The sequence below is a fragment of the Caenispirillum bisanense genome, assembly GCF_900230255.1.
Lineage (GTDB): Bacteria > Pseudomonadota > Alphaproteobacteria > Rhodospirillales > Rhodospirillaceae > Caenispirillum > Caenispirillum bisanense_A.
Window position 1 is genome coordinate 69,401 of record NZ_OCNJ01000003.1, and the last position, 19,323, is coordinate 88,723.

Sequence of the window (19,323 nt, forward strand, 5' to 3'; positions counted from 1 at the left end):
CCCGCGTCACAGGATCAGGGTGGCGAGGCGCACCTGCAGCAGATGCACGAAGACGTAGACGACCGGCACGGTCACCAGGGCGGCGAACAGCAGGCAGCGCCACCACGACCGCTCGCCCTGGACCACCAGCGCAGCGGCCAGGAACAGGAAGGTGCCGACGTCGAAGCCGGTCCACGGGATGGCGGCGACATAGGCCGCCAGCAGCGCCATGAAGGCGATGGAGCGCAGCGGGTGGGTCTCGTCGCCGGCCGCCGGCACCTCGTCGTCGGGGGCGGGGACGGCACGATGGGCGCGCACGTCCTCGACGATGCAAACCAGCAGGGCGATGATGCCGATGGCCGCGGCCGGGACGATCATCATCCAGTCGGTCGGGCCGCGCGCCTTCAGCGACACGTCAACGGCATACCACGCGAAGGCGCCGGCGACGGCGAGGGTGAAGACGACGGCGCCGACCGGCCAGGCCGGGCGGCGGGTCGGGGTGGCGGTGCGGTCCATGGCGACCTCCGGGACGCTCGGCCGGCCGCCTGCCCGGACAGGGGCGGCGGCCGGCGGGTGCGGGGGAAACGGCGGCGGCTTACTTCAGCATCTCGGCGTAGCCGGTCTGCGTCTGGTAGGCTTCGTCGACCATGGCCTGGCTCTCCTCCGGGCCGACCCAGTCGGCGCCCATGGAGGCTTCGGCGGCCCACTTCTGGTATTCGGCGCTTTCCACGGTGGCGCGGTAGGCGTCGAGGAGCTTCTTGTAACGCTCGGGGTGTTCGGTCTTCAGGGCCGTGTGGGCGAGCAGGCCGGTGACGTTGCCGCCCATGAGCGGAACGGGGTCGGCGCCGAGCTTGGTCATCACCTCGTTGAGCGGCGGCGCCTTCCAGTCGCCCTTGTCCTCCTTGGCGACCACGGCCAGCACGCGGATGCGGTCGCGGATGGCGTTGGCGGCCTCGGCGGCGAGGATCTCGAAGTCGACCTGATTGCCGGCCAGCGCCGCCCGCAGGGGCGCGCCGCCGTTGTAGGTGACGAAGCGGACGTTGTCGGTGGGGATGCCGAGTTCGTCCATCACCACCAGCGTCTGGATGTGCCCGCCGTTGCCGACGATGATGCCGGAGCTGACCTTGCCCGGCTCCTTCATGGCCGCCACCAGGTCCTCGAAGGACTGGTAGGGGCTGTCGGTGTTGACGGCGACGATGCCGTAGTCGTTCCACTGGGCGTTCAGGAGGTGGAAATCCTCCCATTTCACCGGCGCGCCGCCCACCAGGATGGCGCTGGCGAGGTAGGGCGTCGCCTGCATCACCAGCAGGGTCTGGCCGTCGGCCGCCTGCTGCTGGAAGTAGGTGGCGCCCAGCGCGCCGGCGCCGCCCGGGCGGTTCTCCACCGTCACCGGCACACCGAGGCGCGGGCTCAGGTGCTCGGCGAGGCCGCGCGCCATGCGGTCGGCGCTGCCGCCGGCATTGAAGGGCACCACGATGGAGATGGGATCGGTCGGCCACTCGGTGGCGCCCGCGGGGGCGGCGGCGCCCAGGGCGGCGACGGTGGCGGCGGCGGCCACGGCGGCGCCGCGCAGGCGGTTCAGGAACCCGTACTTCGCGGTCATGTCGTTCCTCCCGGAGAATGAGACTTTGTCTTGCTTCATTGGCACCATTCACGCATAGTCATTTTGTCATGTCAATATGACAAATCCGGCGCGAGGGGCGCTGCCGATCCCGTCCGGATGAAGCCTCTGGCGGTGTGTGCCGGTGGACGGCGGTCGCCGAATTTGTTCTAAAGGTATGACGAATGCACTCATGGGGGCGAGACGTGCGCGACCACACCGGCCACTCCTCCGGCGACGACCGGAACCCGTTTCCGAAGCACCATCAGGTCTACCTGGTGCTGCGCCAGCAGATCCTGGAAGGCCTGTACGACGACACCACCGCCCTGCCCAACGAGATGCAGCTGTGCGACCAGTTCGACGTGTCGCGCATCACCATCCGCAAGGCCATGGAGCGGCTGGAGCGCGAGGGGCTGGTGGAGCGTCACCGCGGCCGCGGCACCTTCCCGCGGCCCGGCTTCCGCGACAGCCCGGTGCAGGCGAGCATCTCGGGCTCCATCGAGAACCTCATCGCCATGGGCCTGAAGACCGAGGTGCGGGTCGAGAGCCTGGTCTACGTTGCCGCCCCGCCCGACGTCGCCGCCGCCCTCGACCTCGCGCCCGGCACGCTGGTGCAGAAGGTGGTGCGCGTGCGCAGCCACCAGGGCCGGCCGTTCTCCCACCTCACCACCTGGGTGCCGGAGGATCTGGGCCGCACCTTCGACCGCCACGACCTGACCTCGCAACCGCTGCTGCGCCTGCTGGAGCGCGCCGGCGCCCGCATCGACCGCGCCGAGCAGGCGATCACCGCCAAGCTCGCCGCCCCCGACGTCGCCCGCCTGCTGGAGACCGACCCCGGCGAGGCGCTGCTGTGCATCCGCCGCGTGGTCTGGGACAAGACCGGCCGGCGGGTGGAGTACATCACCGGCCTCTACAGGCCCGACACCTACGAGCACCAGATGTCCTTCGAACGCCGCACCCGCGACGGCAAGGACGTCTGGTCGACCTGACGCCGGCGCCGCCCAAGGTGCGGCGCGTCATGACGAACAAGGAGGACCACCCGCCCATGCCGAGCCTCATGCCGCTTCTCGACGGCCGCCGCTCCGCCCTGGTCGCGCCCGGCGTCTACGACGCCTTCACCGCCGCCCTCGCCGCCGAGGCGGGCTTCGAATGCCTGTACCTGTCGGGCGCCAGCATCGCCTACACCCGCCTCGGGCGCCCCGACCTCGGCCTCGTGTCGGTGTCGGAGGTGGCCGATACGGTGGCGCTCATCCGCGACCGGGTGGAAACGCCGCTGATCGTCGACGCCGACACCGGCTTCGGCAACGCGCTCAACGTCCAGCGCACCATGCGCACCTTCGAGCGCGCCGGCGCCTCGGCGATCCAGCTGGAGGACCAGACCTTTCCCAAGCGCTGCGGCCACCTGACCGGCAAGAGCCTGATCTCCACGGCCGAGATGGTCGGCAAGATCAAGGCCGCCGCCGACGCCCGCCACTCCGCCGACACCCTGATCTGCGCCCGCACCGACGCCATTGCGGTGGACGGTTTCGACGCCGCCATGGAGCGCGCCGCGCGCTACGTGGAGGCCGGCGCCGACATCCTGTTCGTCGAGGCGCCGCGCGACCGCACCCAGCAGGAAACCATCGGCCGCACCTTCGGCGATCGGGTGCCGCTCATCGCCAACATGGTGGAAGGCGGCCACACGCCGGTGTCCGCCGCCGACGACCTCGCCGCCCTCGGCTTCCGCATCGTCATCTTCCCCGGCGGCCTCGCCCGCGCCATGCTGCGCCAGGCGCGCGCCTACTTCGCCAGCCTGAAGCAGCACGGCAGCAACGCCCCCTTCCGCGACCGCATGGCCGATTTCGACGAGCTGAACGACGCGATCGGCCTCGGCGAAATGCTCGGGACGTCGGAGCGCTACATGCAGTGACGGCAGCCAGGGCGGCCGGTTCCAAGGGCTGCGCCGGCCGCGGTGCCATCAGCACGCCCGGGATGGCCGTTCATGCGCGCCGCCGCCAGCGGCGTCGTCGCGACCCCGGCCGCCGTCACCGGCGCGGCGATCCATTGTCGCTGCCGCCGAGCGTCCGGCACCCGATGAGGACCGGCTGACACAGGGTCCCCCTGGCCGCACCACATAACGTCCACATAAAGAATTCGCGGAAACTTTACGCCGCCGCCGCCTGCGCCAGATCGCGCCTTTACGGCCTTCCGCAGCATCCTCCTTCGACACGAGCAACGAAGGAGGTTTCCATGCTCGACATTCTGTACCTGGCGCTCGCGCTCGGGGTCTTCGGTCTGTGCGCGGCCGCCGTGCCGGCGCTCGACCGCCTGTGACCGGAGCCGCGCCCCATGGACTTCACCCACATCCTCGGCCTGACGGTCGCGCTGGCGCTGGTGGCCTATCTCGGCTTCGCGCTGCTGCGGCCCGAGAAGTTCTGACGGAGCCGGTCCCATGCCCATGACCGACCTCGTCCAGCTCGCCCTCTTCGTCGTCCTGATCGCCGCCCTGGCGCCGCCGCTCGGGCGCTACATGGCACGTGTCTACCAGGGTGAGCGGACGCTGCTTTCGCCGCTGTTCGCCCCCGTCGAAACGGCGGTGTGCCGCCTGACCGGCACGCGGCCCGACGCCGACCAGCACTGGACGGCCTACGCCTTCGCGGTGCTGGCCTTCAACCTGACCGGCTTCCTGGTGCTGTTCGCCATCCTGCGCCTGCAGCACCTGCTGCCGTTCAACCCGCAGGGCCTCGCGCCCATGAACGCCGACCTCGCGTTCAACACGGCGGTCAGCTTCATGACCAACACCAACTGGCAGGCCTATTCCGGCGAGGCGGCGCTCAGCTACTTCAGCCAGATGGCCGGTCTGACGACGCAGAACTTCGTCTCCGCCGGCACCGGCATGGCCGTCGCCGTCGCTGTCATCCGCGGCTTCGTGCGCCGGTCGGGGCGCGGCGTCGGCAACTTCACCGTCGACCTGACGCGCAGCGTCCTCTACGTGCTGCTGCCGCTGGCGATCGTGGTCACGCTGATCCTGATCTGGCAGGGCGTGCCGCAGAACCTCATGGCCTACGTTCCGGCGACGACGCTGGAAGGCGGGCAGCAGCTCATCGCCCAGGGGCCGGCGGCCAGCCAGATCGCCATCAAGCAGCTCGGCACCAACGGCGGCGGCTTCTTCGGCGTCAACTCCGCCTATCCCTACGAGAACCCGACGCCGCTGTCGAACCTGGTGCAGGTGGTGTCCATCCTGATCATCCCTGCGGCCTTCTGCTTCCTCTACGGCCGCATGGCGAAGGACAACCGCCAGGGCCGCGCCATCTTCGCCGCCATGGGCGTGATGTTCCTCGTCGCCCTCGGCGTGACCTACGGGGCGGAGCGCGCCGGCAACGACCTGATCGCCGCCCTGCCGGTGGACCAGAGTGCCGGCAACATGGAAGGCAAGGAGGTCCGCTTCGGCGTCGTCAATTCGGCGCTCTGGGCGGTGACCACCACGGCCGCGTCCAACGGGTCGGTCAACGCCATGCACGACAGCTTCACGCCGGTCGGCGGCATGGTGCCCATGTTCCTCATGCAGTTGGGCGAGATCGTGTTCGGCGGTGTCGGCGCCGGCTTCTACGGCATGCTGCTCTACGTCGTGCTGGCGGTGTTCCTCGCCGGGCTCATGGTCGGCCGCACGCCGGAATACCTCGGCAAGAAGATCGAGGCCAAGGAGGTCAAGCTGGGCGTGCTGGCCCTGCTGTCGATCCCCCTCGGCGTCCTGGTGCTCGGCGCACTGTCGGCGGTGCTGCCGGCGGGCGTTGCGAGCGTGCAGGATGCCGGCCCGCACGGGCTGTCGGAGATCCTCTACGCCTACAGCTCGGCCACCGGCAACAACGGCTCGGCCTTCGCCGGCTTCGGGGCAGGGACGCTCTACCAGAACACCATGCTCGGCATCGCCATGCTGCTCGGCCGCTTCGCGATCATCGTGCCCATGCTGGCCGTCGCCGGCTCGCTGGTCGGCAAGAAGGTCCACGCCGAGACGGCCGGCACCTTCCCGACCCACGGTCCGCTGTTCGTCGGCCTGCTGATCGGCGTGATCGTCATCGTCGGCGGCCTGACGTTCTTCCCGGCGCTCGCCCTGGGTCCGCTCGCCGAGCACTTCGCCATGACCGGCGGCCTCGCCTACTGACGCCGCCCGAGCAAGAGAGACTACGATGTCCAAGCATCGCCCCAAGGATACGCGCCTTCTGGACCCGGCCCTGGTCGGTCCGGCGCTGCGCCAGTCGGTGGTCAAGCTCGACCCCCGGGCGCTGGTCCGCAACCCGGTCATCTGCGTGACCGCCGTCGTCGCCGTGGTGGCGACCGGCCTCGCCGTCGCCGCCCCCTTCACCGGGGCGGCCTACGGCGACCCCGCCACGGTGGCGCAGATCGCCGCCTGGCTGTGGTTCACCGTGCTGTTCGCCAATTTCGCCGAGGCCCTGGCCGAGGGCCGCGGCAAGGCGCGTGCCGACAGTCTGCGCGCCACCCGTACCGACACGCCAGCCAAGAAGCTGGCGACCCTCGCGGCCGAAGGCTGGGACGAGGTCTCCGGCGCCAGCCTCAAGCCGGGCGACATCGTCCTGTGCGAAACCGGCGACGTCATCCCGGCCGACGGCGAGGTGGTGGCCGGCATCGCCTCGGTGGACGAAAGCGCCATCACCGGCGAGTCCGCGCCCGTCATCCGCGAGAGCGGCGGCGACCGCTCGGCCGTCACCGGCGGCACCCGCGTGGTGTCCGACGTCATCAAGGTGAAGGTCACCCAGAAGCCGGGCGAGAGCTTCCTCGACCGCATGATCGGTCTGGTCGAAGGCGCCCAGCGCCAGAAGACCCCCAACGAGGTGGCGCTCACCATCCTGCTGGTCGGCATGAGCCTGATCTTCGTCATGGTGGTGGCGACGCTGGAGCCCTTCGCGCAATACGCCGGCGCCACCATCCCCGTCGCCTTCCTGCTGGCGCTGCTGGTGACGCTGATCCCGACCACCATCGGCGGGCTGTTGTCGGCCATCGGCATCGCCGGCATGGACCGCCTGGTGAAGTCCAACGTCATCGCCAAGTCGGGCCGCGCCGTCGAGGCGGCCGGCGACGTCGACGTGCTGCTGCTCGACAAGACCGGCACCATCACCTACGGCAACCGCATGGCCGACGAGCTGATCCCGCTGGCCGGCGTCGGCGAGCGCGAGCTGGCCGCCGCCGCCATGCTGGCCTCGCTCGCCGACGAGACGCCGGAAGGCAAGTCCATCGTCGACCTCGCCAAGCGCAAGTACCACATGAGCCCCGAACGGGCGCGGGTGGCGACGTTCGTGCCCTTCACCGCCCAGACCCGCATGAGCGGCTGCGACCTGACGGACGGCACCGTCATCCGCAAGGGCGCCGTCGACGCCATCCTGCAGCACGTCGTGGCGCAGCCCGAGCCGGTGGCCGCCGCCCTGCCCGGCCACGCGGTCATCGTCAGCGACGGCACCCGGCAGTCGCGCCTCGCCGAACAGTGCCGGCGCGAGGTGGAGCGCGTCGCCAAGGCCGGCGGCACGCCCCTGGTGGTGGCGGAGAACGGCCGCCTGCTCGGCGTGGTCTACCTGAAGGACATCGTCAAGCCGGGCATCCGCGAGCGCTTCGCCCAGTTGCGCGCCATGGGCATCCGCACCGTCATGGTCACCGGCGACAACCCGCTGACCGCCGCCGCCATCGCCGCCGAGGCCGGCGTCGACGACTTCCTCGCCGAGGCGACGCCCGAGAAGAAGCTGGAGCTGATCCGCAAGGAGCAGCAGGACGGCCGCCTGGTCGCCATGTGCGGCGACGGCTCCAACGACGCCCCCGCGCTCGCCCAGGCCGACATCGGCATCGCCATGAACGACGGCACGCCGGCGGCGCGCGAGGCGGGCAATCTGGTCGACCTCGACAGCGACCCGGCCAAGTTGATCGAGGTGGTGATGGTGGGCAAGCAGCTGCTCATCAGCCGCGGCGCGCTGACCACCTTCTCCATCGCCAACGACGTGGCGAAGTATTTCGCCATCATCCCGGCCCTGTTCGTGGCGGCCTACCCGCAGCTCCAGGCACTCAATGTCATGGGGCTGGCGAGCCCGGAGAGCGCCATCCTGTCGGCGGTGATCTTCAACGCGCTCATCATCGTCGCGCTGATCCCGCTGGCCCTGAAGGGCGTCGCCTATCGCCCCGCCTCGGCTGCGTCGCTGCTCCGCCGCAACCTGCTGGTCTACGGCCTCGGCGGCCTGATCGTGCCCTTTGTCGGCATCAAGGCCATCGACCTCGCCCTGTCCGGCCTCGGCCTCGTCTGAGGACCACGGAGACACCACCATGCTCGTCAAGACCCTGCGCTACGGCGCCCTCTACCTCGGTTTCACCGCCGTCCTCGGCATCGGCTACCCTTTGGCCATGACCGGCCTCGGCCAGACCCTGTTCCCCGAGCAGGCGACCGGCAGCCTGATCGAACGCGACGACGGGACGGTGCTGGGGTCGGCGCTGCTCGGACAGAGCTTCACCCGGCCCGAGTACTTCCATGGACGGCCGTCTTATGCCGGCGACGGCTATGACGCCGCTTCCTCCGGCGCCTCCAACCTGGGCGCCACCAGCCGCACCCTCGTCGCCGCCGTGACCGAGCGGACGGAGGCCGCCCGCGCCGCCGCCGGCTCCGGCGCCGCGGCGGTGCCGGTGGACCTCGTGACCGGCTCGGGCTCCGGCCTCGACCCGCACGTCTCGCCCGAAGCGGCCCGCTATCAGGTGAGCCGCGTCGCCGCCGCCCGCGGCCTGCCGGAAACCGCCGTCCACGCCCTGGTGGCGAAGCACGTCGAAGGCCGCACCCTCGGCCTCCTCGGCGAGCCGCGGGTCAACGTGCTGGCGCTGAACATGGCGCTCGACGCCCTGGCGGGAGGGGCGCCGCCGCGATGAGGACGCTGGACCATGGTCGAGAGCCTGTGGGATCGTCTGCGCGCCCTGTGGACGAGAGGCCATGACCGACGACACCGCCCGCCCGGAACCCGAGGCCCTGCTGACGGAAGTCCGCAAGGAAAACCGCGGGCGCCTGAAGATCTTCCTCGGTGCCGCGCCCGGGGTCGGCAAGACCTACGCCATGCTCCAGGCCGCCCACGAGCGGCGCAAGGAAGGGACCGACGTGCTGGCGGCCGTGGTGGAAACCCACGGCCGCCAGGAGACGGAGGCCCTGCTGCGCGGCCTCGTCATCCTGCCGCGCAAGCGCATCGGCTACCGCGGCCGGGTGTTCACCGAGATGGACCTCGACGCCCTGCTGCAGCGCCGCCCGACGCTCGCCCTGGTCGACGAGCTGGCGCACACCAACGTGCAGGGCTCGCGCCACATCAAGCGCTGGCAGGACGTGGAGGAGATCCTCGACGCCGGCATCGACGTCTACACCACCCTCAACATCCAGCACCTGGAGAGCCTGAACGACATCGTCGAGCGCATCGCCAAGGTGCGCGTGCGCGAGACGCTGCCCGACAAGGTGCTGGAGATGGCCGACGAGATCGAGCTGGTCGACCTGCCGCCCGACGCCCTCATCCAGCGCCTGTCGGAGGGCAAGGTCTACGTGCCCGAGCAGGCGCGGCGGGCGGTGCACCACTTCTTCTCGCGCGGCAACCTGACCGCCCTGCGCGAACTCGCCATGCGCACCGCCGCCGAGCGGGTCGACACCGAGATGCTCGCCTACATGCGGGCGCACGCGGTGCCGGGGCCCTGGCCGACGCGCGACCGGCTCATGGTCTGCCTCGACGACGGCGCGGGCGGCCCCGCCCTCGTCCGCACCGCCCGCCGCATGGCCGAGCGCGCCCGCATCCCGTGGATCGCCGTGCACGTGGAGACACAGGCCGACGACCGCCTGGACGAGGATGCCCGCACCCGCCTCGACGACACCCTGCGCCTCGCCCAGCGCCTGGGGGCGGAGGTGGTCACCCTGCAGGGCGGGCCGCTGGTCGCCCGCGACCTGATCGCCTATGCCCGCAGCCGCAACGTCACCCGCATCCTGGTCGGGCGGGAGCGGCGGGCGGCCTGGCAGCGGTGGTTCGTGCGCTCGGTGCCGCACGGGCTACTGCGTCTCGGCCGCGACTTCGAGGTCACCGTCGTCGGCACCGATGCCAAGGCGGCGCCCGTCCGCGCCCTGCGGACCCAGGAGGAGAGCGACCGCCGCCGCACCTTGCGCGGCTTCGCCTGGGCGACGGCGGCGGTGGCGGTCGCCGGCGGCGTCGCCCGGCTGGTGGAGCTGGTGCTGCCGCTGCCGAACCTGTCGCTCGTGTTCCTCACGGCGGTCCTGCTCATGGCCGTGCGCTTCGGCCTGTGGCCGGCGCTCTATGCCGTCGGCCTCAGCCTCGCCGTCTACAACTACTTCTTCACCGCGCCCTACCTGACCTTCAGCGTCTATCACCAGGCCGACATCCTGACCCTGCTGTTCTTCGTGCTGGTCGCCGTCATCACGGGAAACCTGGCCGGGCGCGTGCGGGCGCAGCTCGACTCCATCCGCCAGACCGCCCGGCGGAACGCCAACCTCTACGAGTTCAGCCGCAAGGTGGCGGCCGCCGCCGGCCTGGACGACGTGCTGTGGGCGGCGGTGCATCACGTGTCGTCGACGCTGACGGCGCGGTCCCTGGTGCTCATGCCGCGCGAGCCGAAGCACCCCGACCTCGCCATCGCCGCCGGCTACCCGCCGGAAGACCGTATGTCCGACACCGACTGGGCGGCGGCCGAATGGGCGTGGAAGAACGAGCGGCCGGCCGGCTGGGGCACCGACACCCTGCCGGCCGCCGGCTACCTGTTCATGCCCCTGCGCACCGGGCGCGGCGTCATCGGGCTGCTCGGCGTCGCCTTCGACAAGCCGGGCAAGGCCCTGTCGCCGGAACAGCAGCGGCTACTGGGCGCCGTCGCCGACCAGTCGGCCGTCGCCATCGAACGCGCCCAGCTCGCCGCCGACATCGAGGACGCGCGCCTGCTGTCGGAGACGGAGACCCTGCGGTCCGCCCTGCTGTCGTCCATTTCCCACGACCTGCGCACGCCGCTCGTCTCCATCATCGGTTCGGCGACGACGCTGTCGGAGGTCGGCGACCTGGTCTCGCCCGCGGACCGCAAGGACCTGGTCGGCACCGTGCTGGAGGAGGCCAACCGCCTCAACCGCTTCGTGCAGAACCTGCTCGACATGACGCGCCTCGGCTACGGCGCCATGCAGCCCCGGCGCGACTGGACCGACCTGCACGACGTGGTCGGCCGGGCGGTGCAGCGCCTGCGCGACGTGCTGGAGCCCTTCCGCGTCACCGTCGACGTCGCCGCCGAGACGCCGCTCCTGTGGGTCGATCCGGTGCTGATCGAGCAGGTGCTGGTCAACGTGCTCGACAACGCCGCCAAGTATTCGCCGGCCAACGGGCTCATCGTCGTCGAGGCCGCCCCGCGCGACGGCGTGCTGGAGCTGCGGGTGGAAGACGACGGCCCCGGCATCCCGCCCGACGAGCGGGACCTGGTGTTCGACATGTTCTACCGCGTCAAGGCGCGCGACAGCCGCACCGCCGGCACCGGGCTCGGCCTGTCCATCTGCCGCGGGCTGATCGAGGCGCACGGCGGCACCATCACGGCGGAGGAAGGCCGCGGCCAGCGCGGCGCCGCCATCGTCCTGCGCCTGCCGCTCGGCGCGCCGCCGGTCCTTGACGCGAGCGACGGCGAGCCCGAGGCTGTGGCGGCGCAGGACCCAGGAGAGAGCGGACGATGACGCGGGCGGAGACGGCGAAGATCCTCGTGGTGGACGACGAGGCGCAGATCCGCAAGTTCCTGCGCATCAGCCTGACCGCCCACGGCTACGAGGTCGTGGAGGCGCCGCGCGGCGAGGACGCCGTCCGCAAGGCGGCGACGGAACAGCCCGACCTCGTGGTGCTCGACCTCGGCCTGCCCGACATGGACGGCCAGAGCGTGATCCGCGCCGTGCGCGAATGGAGCGAGGTGCCGATCCTGGTCCTGTCGGTGCGGGCCGGCGAGATGGACAAGGTGGAAGCGCTGGAAAGCGGCGCCAACGACTACGTCACCAAGCCCTTCGGCGTCGCCGAACTGATCGCCCGGGTGCGCGTGCTGCTGCGGACGCGCCCGGCGGCGGCGGGCCCGGCCGACGCCACCGCCTTCGAGAGCGGCCCGCTGCGCATCGACTTCCCCGGCCGCCGCGTGTGGGCCGACGGGGTGGAGGTCAAGCTGACCCGCAAGGAGTTCGACCTCCTGCGCCTGCTCGCCCGCAACGCCGGCAAAGTGCTGACCCACGACCTGCTCCTGCGCGAGGTGTGGGGCCAGGCCTATGTGAAGGAGACCCAGTACCTCCGCGTCCACATCGGCCACCTGCGCCAGAAACTGGGCGACGACCCCAACGCCCCCCGCTTCGTGTGGACGGAGCCAGGGGTCGGATATCGGCTGATCGTCCAGGGCTGATCGCTCTCCCGGCCGCCAGGCAGGGCGCATGTGTCATCGACACCCAGTTTGAGGACGTGGCCCAGGACGGCGGTCACCCCCTGCACCGGGGCGATCGAAACGCCGGCACGTCGGACCGTGGAGGCCGGGGCTACGAAGGTCTTGCGGCGGGCTTGTCAGGCCTGGGGATCGCGCCGGCCGTCGGGCTGTGGCGCCCGGCCGTGGTCGAGGAAGAAGCGGAGCATTTCGCGGCTGGCGTCGGGGCCGCGCGGGTCGGTGTAGGTGCCTGACGGGCTGCCTCCGGCCCAGGCGTGGCCGGCGCCGTGGATGGTCCAATGCTCGCACACCGTGGCTCCCGACGGGGCGGTGTGAACGACGCGGCTGTAGGCGTGGCCGCCGCTCGTCTCGCCCCGGTGCTTCGTCGCCCGCGCGCCGGCGGTGGAGGCCGTGGATTGCGCCGCGACGGCATCGCCGTTGGACGCATTGACCGTCGAATCCGTGTCGCCGTGGAAGACGATGGTCGGGATGGCGAGGATCGTCTGCGCGTCCGAGCCACCACCCTGGCGCATGGCGGCGAAGGCGGAGGGAATGTCGCGGGCGGCTCCGACCGGCAGGCCCGAATGGACACCTGCGGCGGCGAACAGGTCGGGATAGGCCGCCGCCAGCACCGCCGCCGTCGCACCGCCCGCCGACAGGCCGGCGACGTAGACCCGGCTCGGGTCGGCCGGATGGTCGCGCAGGATCTGGCGCGTCAGGCCGGCGAGGATGGACGGCTCACCCTGCTCGCGCTGCTGGTCCTGCGGGTTGAACCAGTTCCAGCATCGGTTGGGGTTGGCCGAGGACGGTTGTTCCGGATAGGCGACGAGGCAGCCGTGCTCCTCCGCCAGGGCGTTCATCCGGGTGCCGGCGGCGAAATCTTCGGGCGACTGGGTACAGCCGTGCAGCATGACGACCAGGGGCAGGGGCGTCGCCGGCCGGTTGGCGGGGACGTAGAGCTTGTAGCTCCGTGTTCCGGCGGCGTTGGCGTAGGTGAAGGTCTCGAACGACGCGCCCTCGGGCAGCGGCTCCGTCACCCCATGCGCCGCCTCGCCGAGGCCGCTCAGGCCGCCGCCGCCGTGAGCGCGCACTTGCGTCGCCAGGCGGCGCAGCGTCTCGCCGAGACCGGTGCCGGGAGTGCGGCCGGGGCGTCCGGCGTTCGAGGGTGCCGGCTGCGGCTGCGGCTTCGGTGTCGGCGCGTCCACCGTGACGTACTCGGCGTCGATGACGGGTGGCGACTGTGCCGTCGGCGGCGATGACGCCGGCTCGCCAGTGAGCATCCGGCGGATGAGCGAGGTCGCGTCGGCCAGCTTGCCGGCGCGGGTCAGGCGCGCGGCTTCGGCCATGCCCGTGGGCAGGGGATTGGTCATCGGGGGGAGCCTTCCAGGGCTTGTGTCGGGGGCGAACGGCGCCTTCTGGGGGGCGGCGCCGGAGGAGGCTACGCGGTGCGGTCGGCGATCGCCGCCTTCACGGCGGGACTCGCGTGCAGTGCACCAAGTACGGAGACGGTGGCGATGGCGGCGCGGGCGAGCTCCGGCGTGACGTCGGCTGCGATGCTGCACAGGCCGAGAACCCGGATGTCCAGCATTTGCCCGGCGTCGCGCGCCGCCTCCAGGTCGAGACGGGTGTAGTGCCGCAGGCCGAGGTCGACGCTCTTGCGGGCGACGGCCTGCCGGACCACGTCGCCATGCCGGTCGATCTGGTTGCGGATGGCGGTGCGGATGAAGTCGGTGCGGTTGGAGTAGAAGCCTTCCTGCACCAGAAGATCGACGTGCCCCAGGTCCACGAACCCCAGATTGATCGTGATCTTCTCGCTTTCCGCCACCTTCGGCGGGGTCGTCCTGCCGTTCTTCGCCATCTTCTCGCCATCCATGAACCATCTGTCTGGATGGTGAGATGGGGCGGGTGACGGCTTCCGCAAGAGCCGGCCGGACGTCGGGAGGCGACTTGTCCCTCCCGCGGTCCATCGGCCGGCAGGGCCGGGAACGCGACGCGCCTTCCGGTGGTGATGTTCTGAGCGATCAGGGGAGAGGCGAGATCGTCACCCCGGGTTGCCCGCGGGCGGCGGATCTGCCGGTCCCTCCTGCTCGAGGAGCCGCGCGAGGTCTGCCAAGGCGCGGTCGACAAGTTCCTTCCGGCGGGGGTCCGCACCGTCCAGCGTCGCGCCGTAGAGGCGGATCAGATATTCTGCCTTCACCGCGACCTCGGCCCAGGTGGCGGACGGTTCCGTCAGCAACTGGGCCTCCAGGTCCTCCTGCCGCCGCCGCAGTGCGTCCTGATCGGCCTGGATTCTCTTCAGGGCGTGGCGGCGATGGTCGACCCCCATCTGCCCCGCGGCTGTTCGCCGGCCGTCCAGTTCGACGGGATCGTCATCCATGACAGTCTCCAGGTAGGAGGGGGCCGCATTTGCCGCTCGGGCCGCGTGCGGTGTCGACCCCGTCGGGTGCAGGGAGGAGCGTCGGCCTTCGGCGGTGCGGCCCGCGCCGCATCCCCGCCGGAAGATCTCTCGTGCGGAGGCCTTCGAGCGGTCATGATAACTGATAATCGCAGGCCGCAGAGGCGTGCGAAACCGCAAAAAGGGATGTGGACGGATGGCCGCCGAACAGAATCGCAGAAGTTCCGGCACCACACAGGAAAACGAGGCCGAAATGGAGAGATACGGGATCACGAAAACGTACGTCGCCATATACTCTTACGGCGAATACCGCTATTCGTCCCTGCAGGACGCGGTGGCGCAAGCGAAACGCGACGAGGCCAGACGCGGGGCCTGACACTTGATGGAACCGCACCGATGAAGCTTTTCGAGTGCCAGAGCTGCGGCCAGCTGCTCTACTTCCAGAACACCCACTGCGAGGGCTGCGGCCTGACGCTGGGTTACCTGCCGGACCGCACCCTTCTGACTGCCCTGAAGCCGCAGGGCGGTGACCGCTGGACGACGGTGGCGGCACCGCAATCCGCGGTGCGGTTCTGCGCCAACGCGCGCCACGGCGCCTGCAACTGGCTGGTGCCGGCCGACAGCGGCGATGCCTTCTGCCGGGCGTGTCGCCTCAACCGCACCATCCCGGATCTCGACGTCGCCGACAACCTGCTGCTCTGGCAGCGGGTCGAGGCGGCCAAGCACCGCCTGGTCTACAGCCTGCTGCGCCTCGGCCTGCCGCTGGTGAGCCGGTTCGAGGACCCGGAGCACGGGCTCGCCTTCGACTTCCTGCGCAGTCCCGAGTGGCCGCAGGCTGGTCCGACGGTGATGACCGGCCATGCCTCCGGCCTCGTCACCATCGACGTCGGCGAGGCCGATGCCGTCGAACGGGAGCGGCATCGCCGCGACATGGTGGAACCCTACCGCACGCTGCTCGGCCATTTCCGCCACGAAATTGGGCACTACTACTGGGACCGCCTGGTGCGCGGCGGCGTGTGGCACGACGCCTTCCGCGAGATGTTCGGCGACGAGCGCCAGGACTACCAGCAGGCCCTGGCGGCGCATTACGCGCAGGGGCCGCAGGCGGGATGGCAGGACACCCACGTCAGCAGCTACGCCGGCTCCCACCCGTGGGAGGACTTCGCGGAGACCTGGGCCCATTACCTTCACATCGTCGATACCCTGGAGACGGCCGCCTCCTTCGGGATCTCGGTCCATCCCGTCGTCGGGCGCCGGCGCACGATCGACACGGACATGGACTTCGATCCGCACGAACAGGAGGAGTTCGACGCGCTGATCGCCGCCTGGCTGCCGATCACCTACGCGGTCAACGGCCTCAACCAGAGCATGGGCCAGCCCGACCTCTACCCCTTCGTCCTGTCGCCGACCGTCCTCGGCAAGCTACGGTTCGTTCACGGGCTGATCCACCGCGAAGGAACCGTCGGCTGACGACTATTCGGCGCCGCGCCGGTCTTCGAAGTCCAGGGCGGGGTGGCGCGCCGGTGCATGACCCGCGGTGCCGTCGGCATGCACGAGCGCTGCGGCCGCCTGTTCCACGGCGCGAAGGTCGGGCGGATGCGACATGTCGGACCGCGCCCGCGCCAGCAGATCGACCGCGGTCTCGGCGACGGCCCGGCCGAACACATGCGGCGCCGCCGCGCGGATGGCCTGCAGGGCCTCGCATACCTCCAGGCAGACTTCGACGTTGCCGGCGCCGTCGCGGACGATCGGGCGGAAGGCGACCGTCATGACGTCCTGCGGCGTGATCCGGCGCATGGAGACGCGGCTGAACGCCGCCGCAGGCCTCTGGCCCGGTTTCTCGGTCATCCACGTGTCCAGGATGCGGATCTGGGCGTGGATGACGCCGATCGCCGTCCCCGGGTCGTTGACACCGGGCGACAGCGCCCGGGAGGCGATCTCGTTCAGGACCACCAGCCCATAGAGCGGGTCGTGGTCGAAGGTCCGGTTGCGGCCGACGACGAAGGCGTCCCGGATCCGCCGCCGCGCGCCTTCGGTCACCGGCCCGGCCACCATGGCCAGCGGCTGCGCCCGGGTGGCGTAGATCCCGGGGCGGGCGACGACGTGGATCCACAGGTCGTCCTCCTCCGCGATCTTCTGAAGCTCCGCCGGTTCCAGATGCTGGACGAAGCCGACGCGGTCGGCATGAACCGCCACCGCGCCGTGCTGCGCCGCCTCGCGTTCGCAGCAGCCGAACAGGGGCGTTCTCGCGATCTCGCAGAATGCGGCGGTGGTGGCGGCTTCGACCCGTTCGATCGTTTCGCCCACCTGGCCGATGGACGAGATCTTGTTGATCCAGCGGATGAGGGCGCCGACCACGAGGGCGACGACGACGATGGTCGCGGCGAACAGGATCAGGCGCCCCGAGGCCGTGAAGAAGCCGCCCGACAGGGCGATGATCCCGACCACCGAGAACAGGAACGCGCCGACGAAGGCGGAGATGGACGCCTGCGCCGTCCTGTCCTCGGCGATCAGGCGGACGGCGCGCGGCGATGTCCCCTGCGAGGCACCGGACAGCGCGTTCACCATGGTCGCCAGGGCGAAGGTCGCGACGGCCAGCATGCTCGACCCGATGATGGTCAGGATGTCCTCGATCGCCGATTCCGAGATGTCGATCGGCAACTCTTGCGGCAGGAGGGCGGCGGAATAGTGCGCCGTCGCGACGGTCGCGATGGCGCCCGCCGCGAACATCGTCGGCAGGAACCACATCTTGCGGATGATCTGGTTCAGCTTGAACGCCGACTTCATGTCTGGTCCATGACCGGAGGCACTCCGAAGGGGGGGGCGGACGCCGGCGCCGGGCGCCGGAGCAGGGGTCTTCACAGGAAGAACGCTCGACGGCGCCGGGCAGTCGGCCGTCACCGCCGACCGGTGGGGACGGGCGTCCGCCACCGGCCGAGGGGTGACCGTCACGGGCTGGTCAGTCGCGGTGTTCGGGCGGTGCGAACAGGATCAGCTCCACCCGCTCGTCGCCCTCCACATGGCCGTCGTGGCCGGGCGGGATGTCGAAGAAGTCGCCGGGGCCGAGGCGCGTCACGGCGCCCGTGTCGGCCATGCGGACCGCGAGCGTGCCGCTGATGCAGTAACCGGTGTGGTGCATCGGGCAGGCGTCCGGCGAGCCGAGCAGCGGCTTCTCGTCGGCCTCCCAGGTCCAGCCCGGCTCGAAGACGGCGCGCATGCCGGCGCTACCGTCCGCCATCGTCACGATGGAAATGCCGCCATGCTCCTTCATATCGAGGAGCTGGTCGGGGTCTTCGAAGCGCCGCGTTTCGATCACGTCGGTCATGGGGGGATGCTCCATCTTGCGGGACTGGGCTGCGGTGCGGTCAGGCCGTCTTCAGGGACGGGCGCGTCGCCGGCGGCACGTTCTGGTTCTGGCGGAACAGGTTGGTCGGGTCCCACGTGGCCTTGAGGGCCGCCAGCCGGTCGTAGTTGGCGCCGTAGGCGCCGGCCACCCGGTCTTCGTCGCCGGGTATGAAGTTGACGTAGACGCCGCCCGTGGCGAAGGGTGCGGTGGCGTCCGAGAAGGCGCGGGCCCAGGCGATGCAGCCAGCGTCGTCGGCGGGGTCCGTCCAGCGCGTGTGGACGTTCATCACGTAGGCCGCATCCCGGTGCGGATAGGCGGTGGCGTCGGGTGCGGGACGCGACGCCGCACCGCCCAGCTGGGCGATGAAGATCTCGCTCTGCGGCGACGGCAGCCGCATGGCGTTGTCCACCAGCAGGTCGATCAGACCGTCGTCGAGGGCGGTGAAGTTGTGCGACTTCCAGTAGTTGCGGGCGCCCGGCGTCAGCAGGGGATCGAAAGCCGCCTGCCACGCCGCGAAGGGCATGGCGCCGACATGGACGCCCACCGGCGCGCCCAGCGCCAGCAGCGGCGCGACATCCCGTTCGGCCTGCTCCACCGTGCCGCTGTGGCACAGGGCGAACACCAGCACCGGCGTGCCGTGCGCCTCCGGCGGCAGGAAGGGCAGGGGAGGCGCACTGCGCATGACCACCCACACCGTCAGCGCATCGGGCGCCGCCGCCGCCAGGTGGCGGTACCGGCGCAACAGATCGGCCGCCTGCGACAGGGGATGGACGATCAGCCCCGCGAAGACCTGCGGCCCCACCGGGTGGAGCGCGAAGTCGAAGGCGGTGACGACGCCCAGGTTGGCGCCGCCGCCGCGCAGGCCCCACAACAGCTCGGCGTGACGGTCGGCGTCGACCCGCAGCCGGCGGCCGTCGGCGGTGACCATTTCGGCCCCGGTCAGGGAGTCCACGGTCATGCCGAGCGACCGGCTGAGCCAGCCGAAGCCGCCGCCGAGGGTCAGCCCGGCGACGCCGGTGGTCGAGTTGATGCCGAGCGGCACGGCGAGGCCGTGGGCCTGGGCCTCGCGATCGAGGTCGGACAGCAGCGCGCCCGGCTCGACGCGGGCGGTGCGCGCCTCCGGATCGACCTGGACCGAACGCATGAGCGACAGGTCGATCACCAGGCCGCCGTCGCACATGGCCGAGCCGGCGATGTTGTGGCCGCCGCCGCGCACGGCGGTCAGCAGGCGGTGCGCGGCGGCGAAGCGCACGCAGGCCATGACGTCGGCAGTGCCGAGACAGCGGGCGATGACGGCGGGGCGGCGGTCGATCATGCCGTTCCAGATGCGCCGGGCCTCGTCGTAGCCGGCGCTCCGCGGCGTGAGCAACGGGCCGCGCATGGAGGCTTCCAGCGCCGCCAGCCCGGTATCGTCCAGGGCGAGGGTGGGGCCGTCGAGGGTCGCGATCCGGTTGGGTTCCATTGTGCATCTCCGCGGAACGGTTGACAGGTCGTCCGCATGCACATTGGACATGTCCGGCAAATGCGCTCAAGTTCTGGAACTGTACTGCCGGGAAATGTCTCGGGCAGCGTACTTAGGGAGGG

The 19,323-nt window shown here is 70.9% G+C and carries 17 protein-coding genes; 9 read left to right on the forward strand and 8 right to left on the reverse strand.

What is annotated here, in order from left to right:
* Positions 1 to 6 precede the first annotated feature (6 nt).
* Complete coding sequence (locus tag CRP50_RS07595) at positions 7 to 495, reverse strand: tripartite tricarboxylate transporter TctB family protein (protein WP_097278416.1); 489 nt, start codon at positions 493 to 495, stop codon at positions 7 to 9.
* Between the two features lie 79 nt (positions 496 to 574).
* Complete coding sequence (locus tag CRP50_RS07600; RefSeq protein WP_097278417.1) at positions 575 to 1,582, reverse strand: tripartite tricarboxylate transporter substrate binding protein; 1,008 nt, start codon at positions 1,580 to 1,582, stop codon at positions 575 to 577.
* Positions 1,583 to 1,785: 203 nt separating this feature from the next.
* Here CRP50_RS07600 and CRP50_RS07605 point away from each other — a divergent pair, with 203 nt between their 5' ends.
* The 8 genes from CRP50_RS07605 to CRP50_RS07640 all read left to right on the forward strand — a co-directional run bounded on the left by CRP50_RS07605 (position 1,786) and on the right by CRP50_RS07640 (position 11,983).
* A complete protein-coding gene (locus CRP50_RS07605; protein ID WP_176525075.1) occupies positions 1,786 to 2,568 on the forward strand; it encodes a GntR family transcriptional regulator in 783 nt (260 codons plus the stop codon).
* 29 nt (positions 2,569 to 2,597) lie between these two features.
* Positions 2,598 to 3,488: an isocitrate lyase/PEP mutase family protein gene (locus CRP50_RS07610; protein WP_245913402.1), complete on the forward strand. Its 891-nt coding sequence runs from the start codon at positions 2,598 to 2,600 to the stop codon at positions 3,486 to 3,488.
* A gap of 419 nt (positions 3,489 to 3,907) precedes the next feature.
* Complete coding sequence (gene kdpF / locus CRP50_RS07615) at positions 3,908 to 3,997, forward strand: K(+)-transporting ATPase subunit F (protein ID WP_097278419.1); 90 nt, start codon at positions 3,908 to 3,910, stop codon at positions 3,995 to 3,997.
* Between the two features lie 13 nt (positions 3,998 to 4,010).
* On the forward strand, positions 4,011 to 5,720 hold the full coding sequence (gene kdpA, locus CRP50_RS07620; protein ID WP_097278420.1) for a potassium-transporting ATPase subunit KdpA: 1,710 nt from the start codon (positions 4,011 to 4,013) through the stop codon (positions 5,718 to 5,720).
* Positions 5,721 to 5,745: 25 nt separating this feature from the next.
* A complete protein-coding gene (kdpB, locus tag CRP50_RS07625) occupies positions 5,746 to 7,860 on the forward strand; it encodes a potassium-transporting ATPase subunit KdpB (protein ID WP_097278421.1) in 2,115 nt (704 codons plus the stop codon).
* A 19-nt stretch (positions 7,861 to 7,879) separates the two neighbouring features.
* Positions 7,880 to 8,470 (forward strand): potassium-transporting ATPase subunit KdpC, encoded by a 591-nt coding sequence (gene kdpC, locus CRP50_RS07630; protein ID WP_097278422.1) that lies wholly within the window; start codon positions 7,880 to 7,882, stop codon positions 8,468 to 8,470.
* A 61-nt stretch (positions 8,471 to 8,531) separates the two neighbouring features.
* Positions 8,532 to 11,282, forward strand: coding sequence for a sensor histidine kinase (locus CRP50_RS07635; protein ID WP_097278423.1), 2,751 nt, complete (start codon positions 8,532 to 8,534; stop codon positions 11,280 to 11,282).
* Positions 11,279 to 11,983 carry a response regulator transcription factor gene (locus CRP50_RS07640; protein WP_097278424.1) on the forward strand — a complete coding sequence of 235 codons (705 nt, stop codon included), beginning with the start codon at positions 11,279 to 11,281 and terminating at the stop codon, positions 11,981 to 11,983. Before CRP50_RS07635 ends, CRP50_RS07640 begins: the two co-directional genes overlap by 4 nt.
* 155 nt (positions 11,984 to 12,138) lie before the next feature.
* Here the strand turns inward: CRP50_RS07640 and CRP50_RS07645 are convergent, their stop codons facing one another.
* The 3 genes from CRP50_RS07645 to CRP50_RS07655 all read right to left on the reverse strand — a co-directional run bounded on the left by CRP50_RS07645 (position 12,139) and on the right by CRP50_RS07655 (position 14,375).
* A complete protein-coding gene (locus tag CRP50_RS07645) occupies positions 12,139 to 13,368 on the reverse strand; it encodes an alpha/beta hydrolase family esterase (protein ID WP_097278425.1) in 1,230 nt (409 codons plus the stop codon).
* 68 nt (positions 13,369 to 13,436) lie between these two features.
* On the reverse strand, positions 13,437 to 13,856 hold the full coding sequence (locus tag CRP50_RS07650; RefSeq protein ID WP_097278948.1) for a CopG family transcriptional regulator: 420 nt from the start codon (positions 13,854 to 13,856) through the stop codon (positions 13,437 to 13,439).
* A gap of 183 nt (positions 13,857 to 14,039) precedes the next feature.
* Positions 14,040 to 14,375 carry a hypothetical protein gene (locus CRP50_RS07655; protein ID WP_097278426.1) on the reverse strand — a complete coding sequence of 112 codons (336 nt, stop codon included), beginning with the start codon at positions 14,373 to 14,375 and terminating at the stop codon, positions 14,040 to 14,042.
* Between the two features lie 414 nt (positions 14,376 to 14,789).
* Between CRP50_RS07655 and CRP50_RS07660 the strand changes: the two genes are divergently transcribed.
* Positions 14,790 to 15,863: a putative zinc-binding metallopeptidase gene (locus tag CRP50_RS07660; protein ID WP_097278427.1), complete on the forward strand. Its 1,074-nt coding sequence runs from the start codon at positions 14,790 to 14,792 to the stop codon at positions 15,861 to 15,863.
* A gap of 3 nt (positions 15,864 to 15,866) precedes the next feature.
* Here CRP50_RS07660 and CRP50_RS07665 read toward each other — a convergent pair whose 3' ends face one another.
* From CRP50_RS07665 to CRP50_RS07675, 3 genes are all read right to left on the reverse strand, one after another.
* Positions 15,867 to 17,180: a DUF2254 domain-containing protein gene (locus CRP50_RS07665; protein ID WP_097278428.1), complete on the reverse strand. Its 1,314-nt coding sequence runs from the start codon at positions 17,178 to 17,180 to the stop codon at positions 15,867 to 15,869.
* 172 nt (positions 17,181 to 17,352) lie between these two features.
* On the reverse strand, positions 17,353 to 17,718 hold the full coding sequence (locus CRP50_RS07670) for a hypothetical protein (protein ID WP_097278429.1): 366 nt from the start codon (positions 17,716 to 17,718) through the stop codon (positions 17,353 to 17,355).
* Between the two features lie 40 nt (positions 17,719 to 17,758).
* Positions 17,759 to 19,201 carry an FAD-binding oxidoreductase gene (locus tag CRP50_RS07675; RefSeq protein WP_097278430.1) on the reverse strand — a complete coding sequence of 481 codons (1,443 nt, stop codon included), beginning with the start codon at positions 19,199 to 19,201 and terminating at the stop codon, positions 17,759 to 17,761.
* Between the last annotated feature and the right edge of the window lie 122 nt (positions 19,202 to 19,323).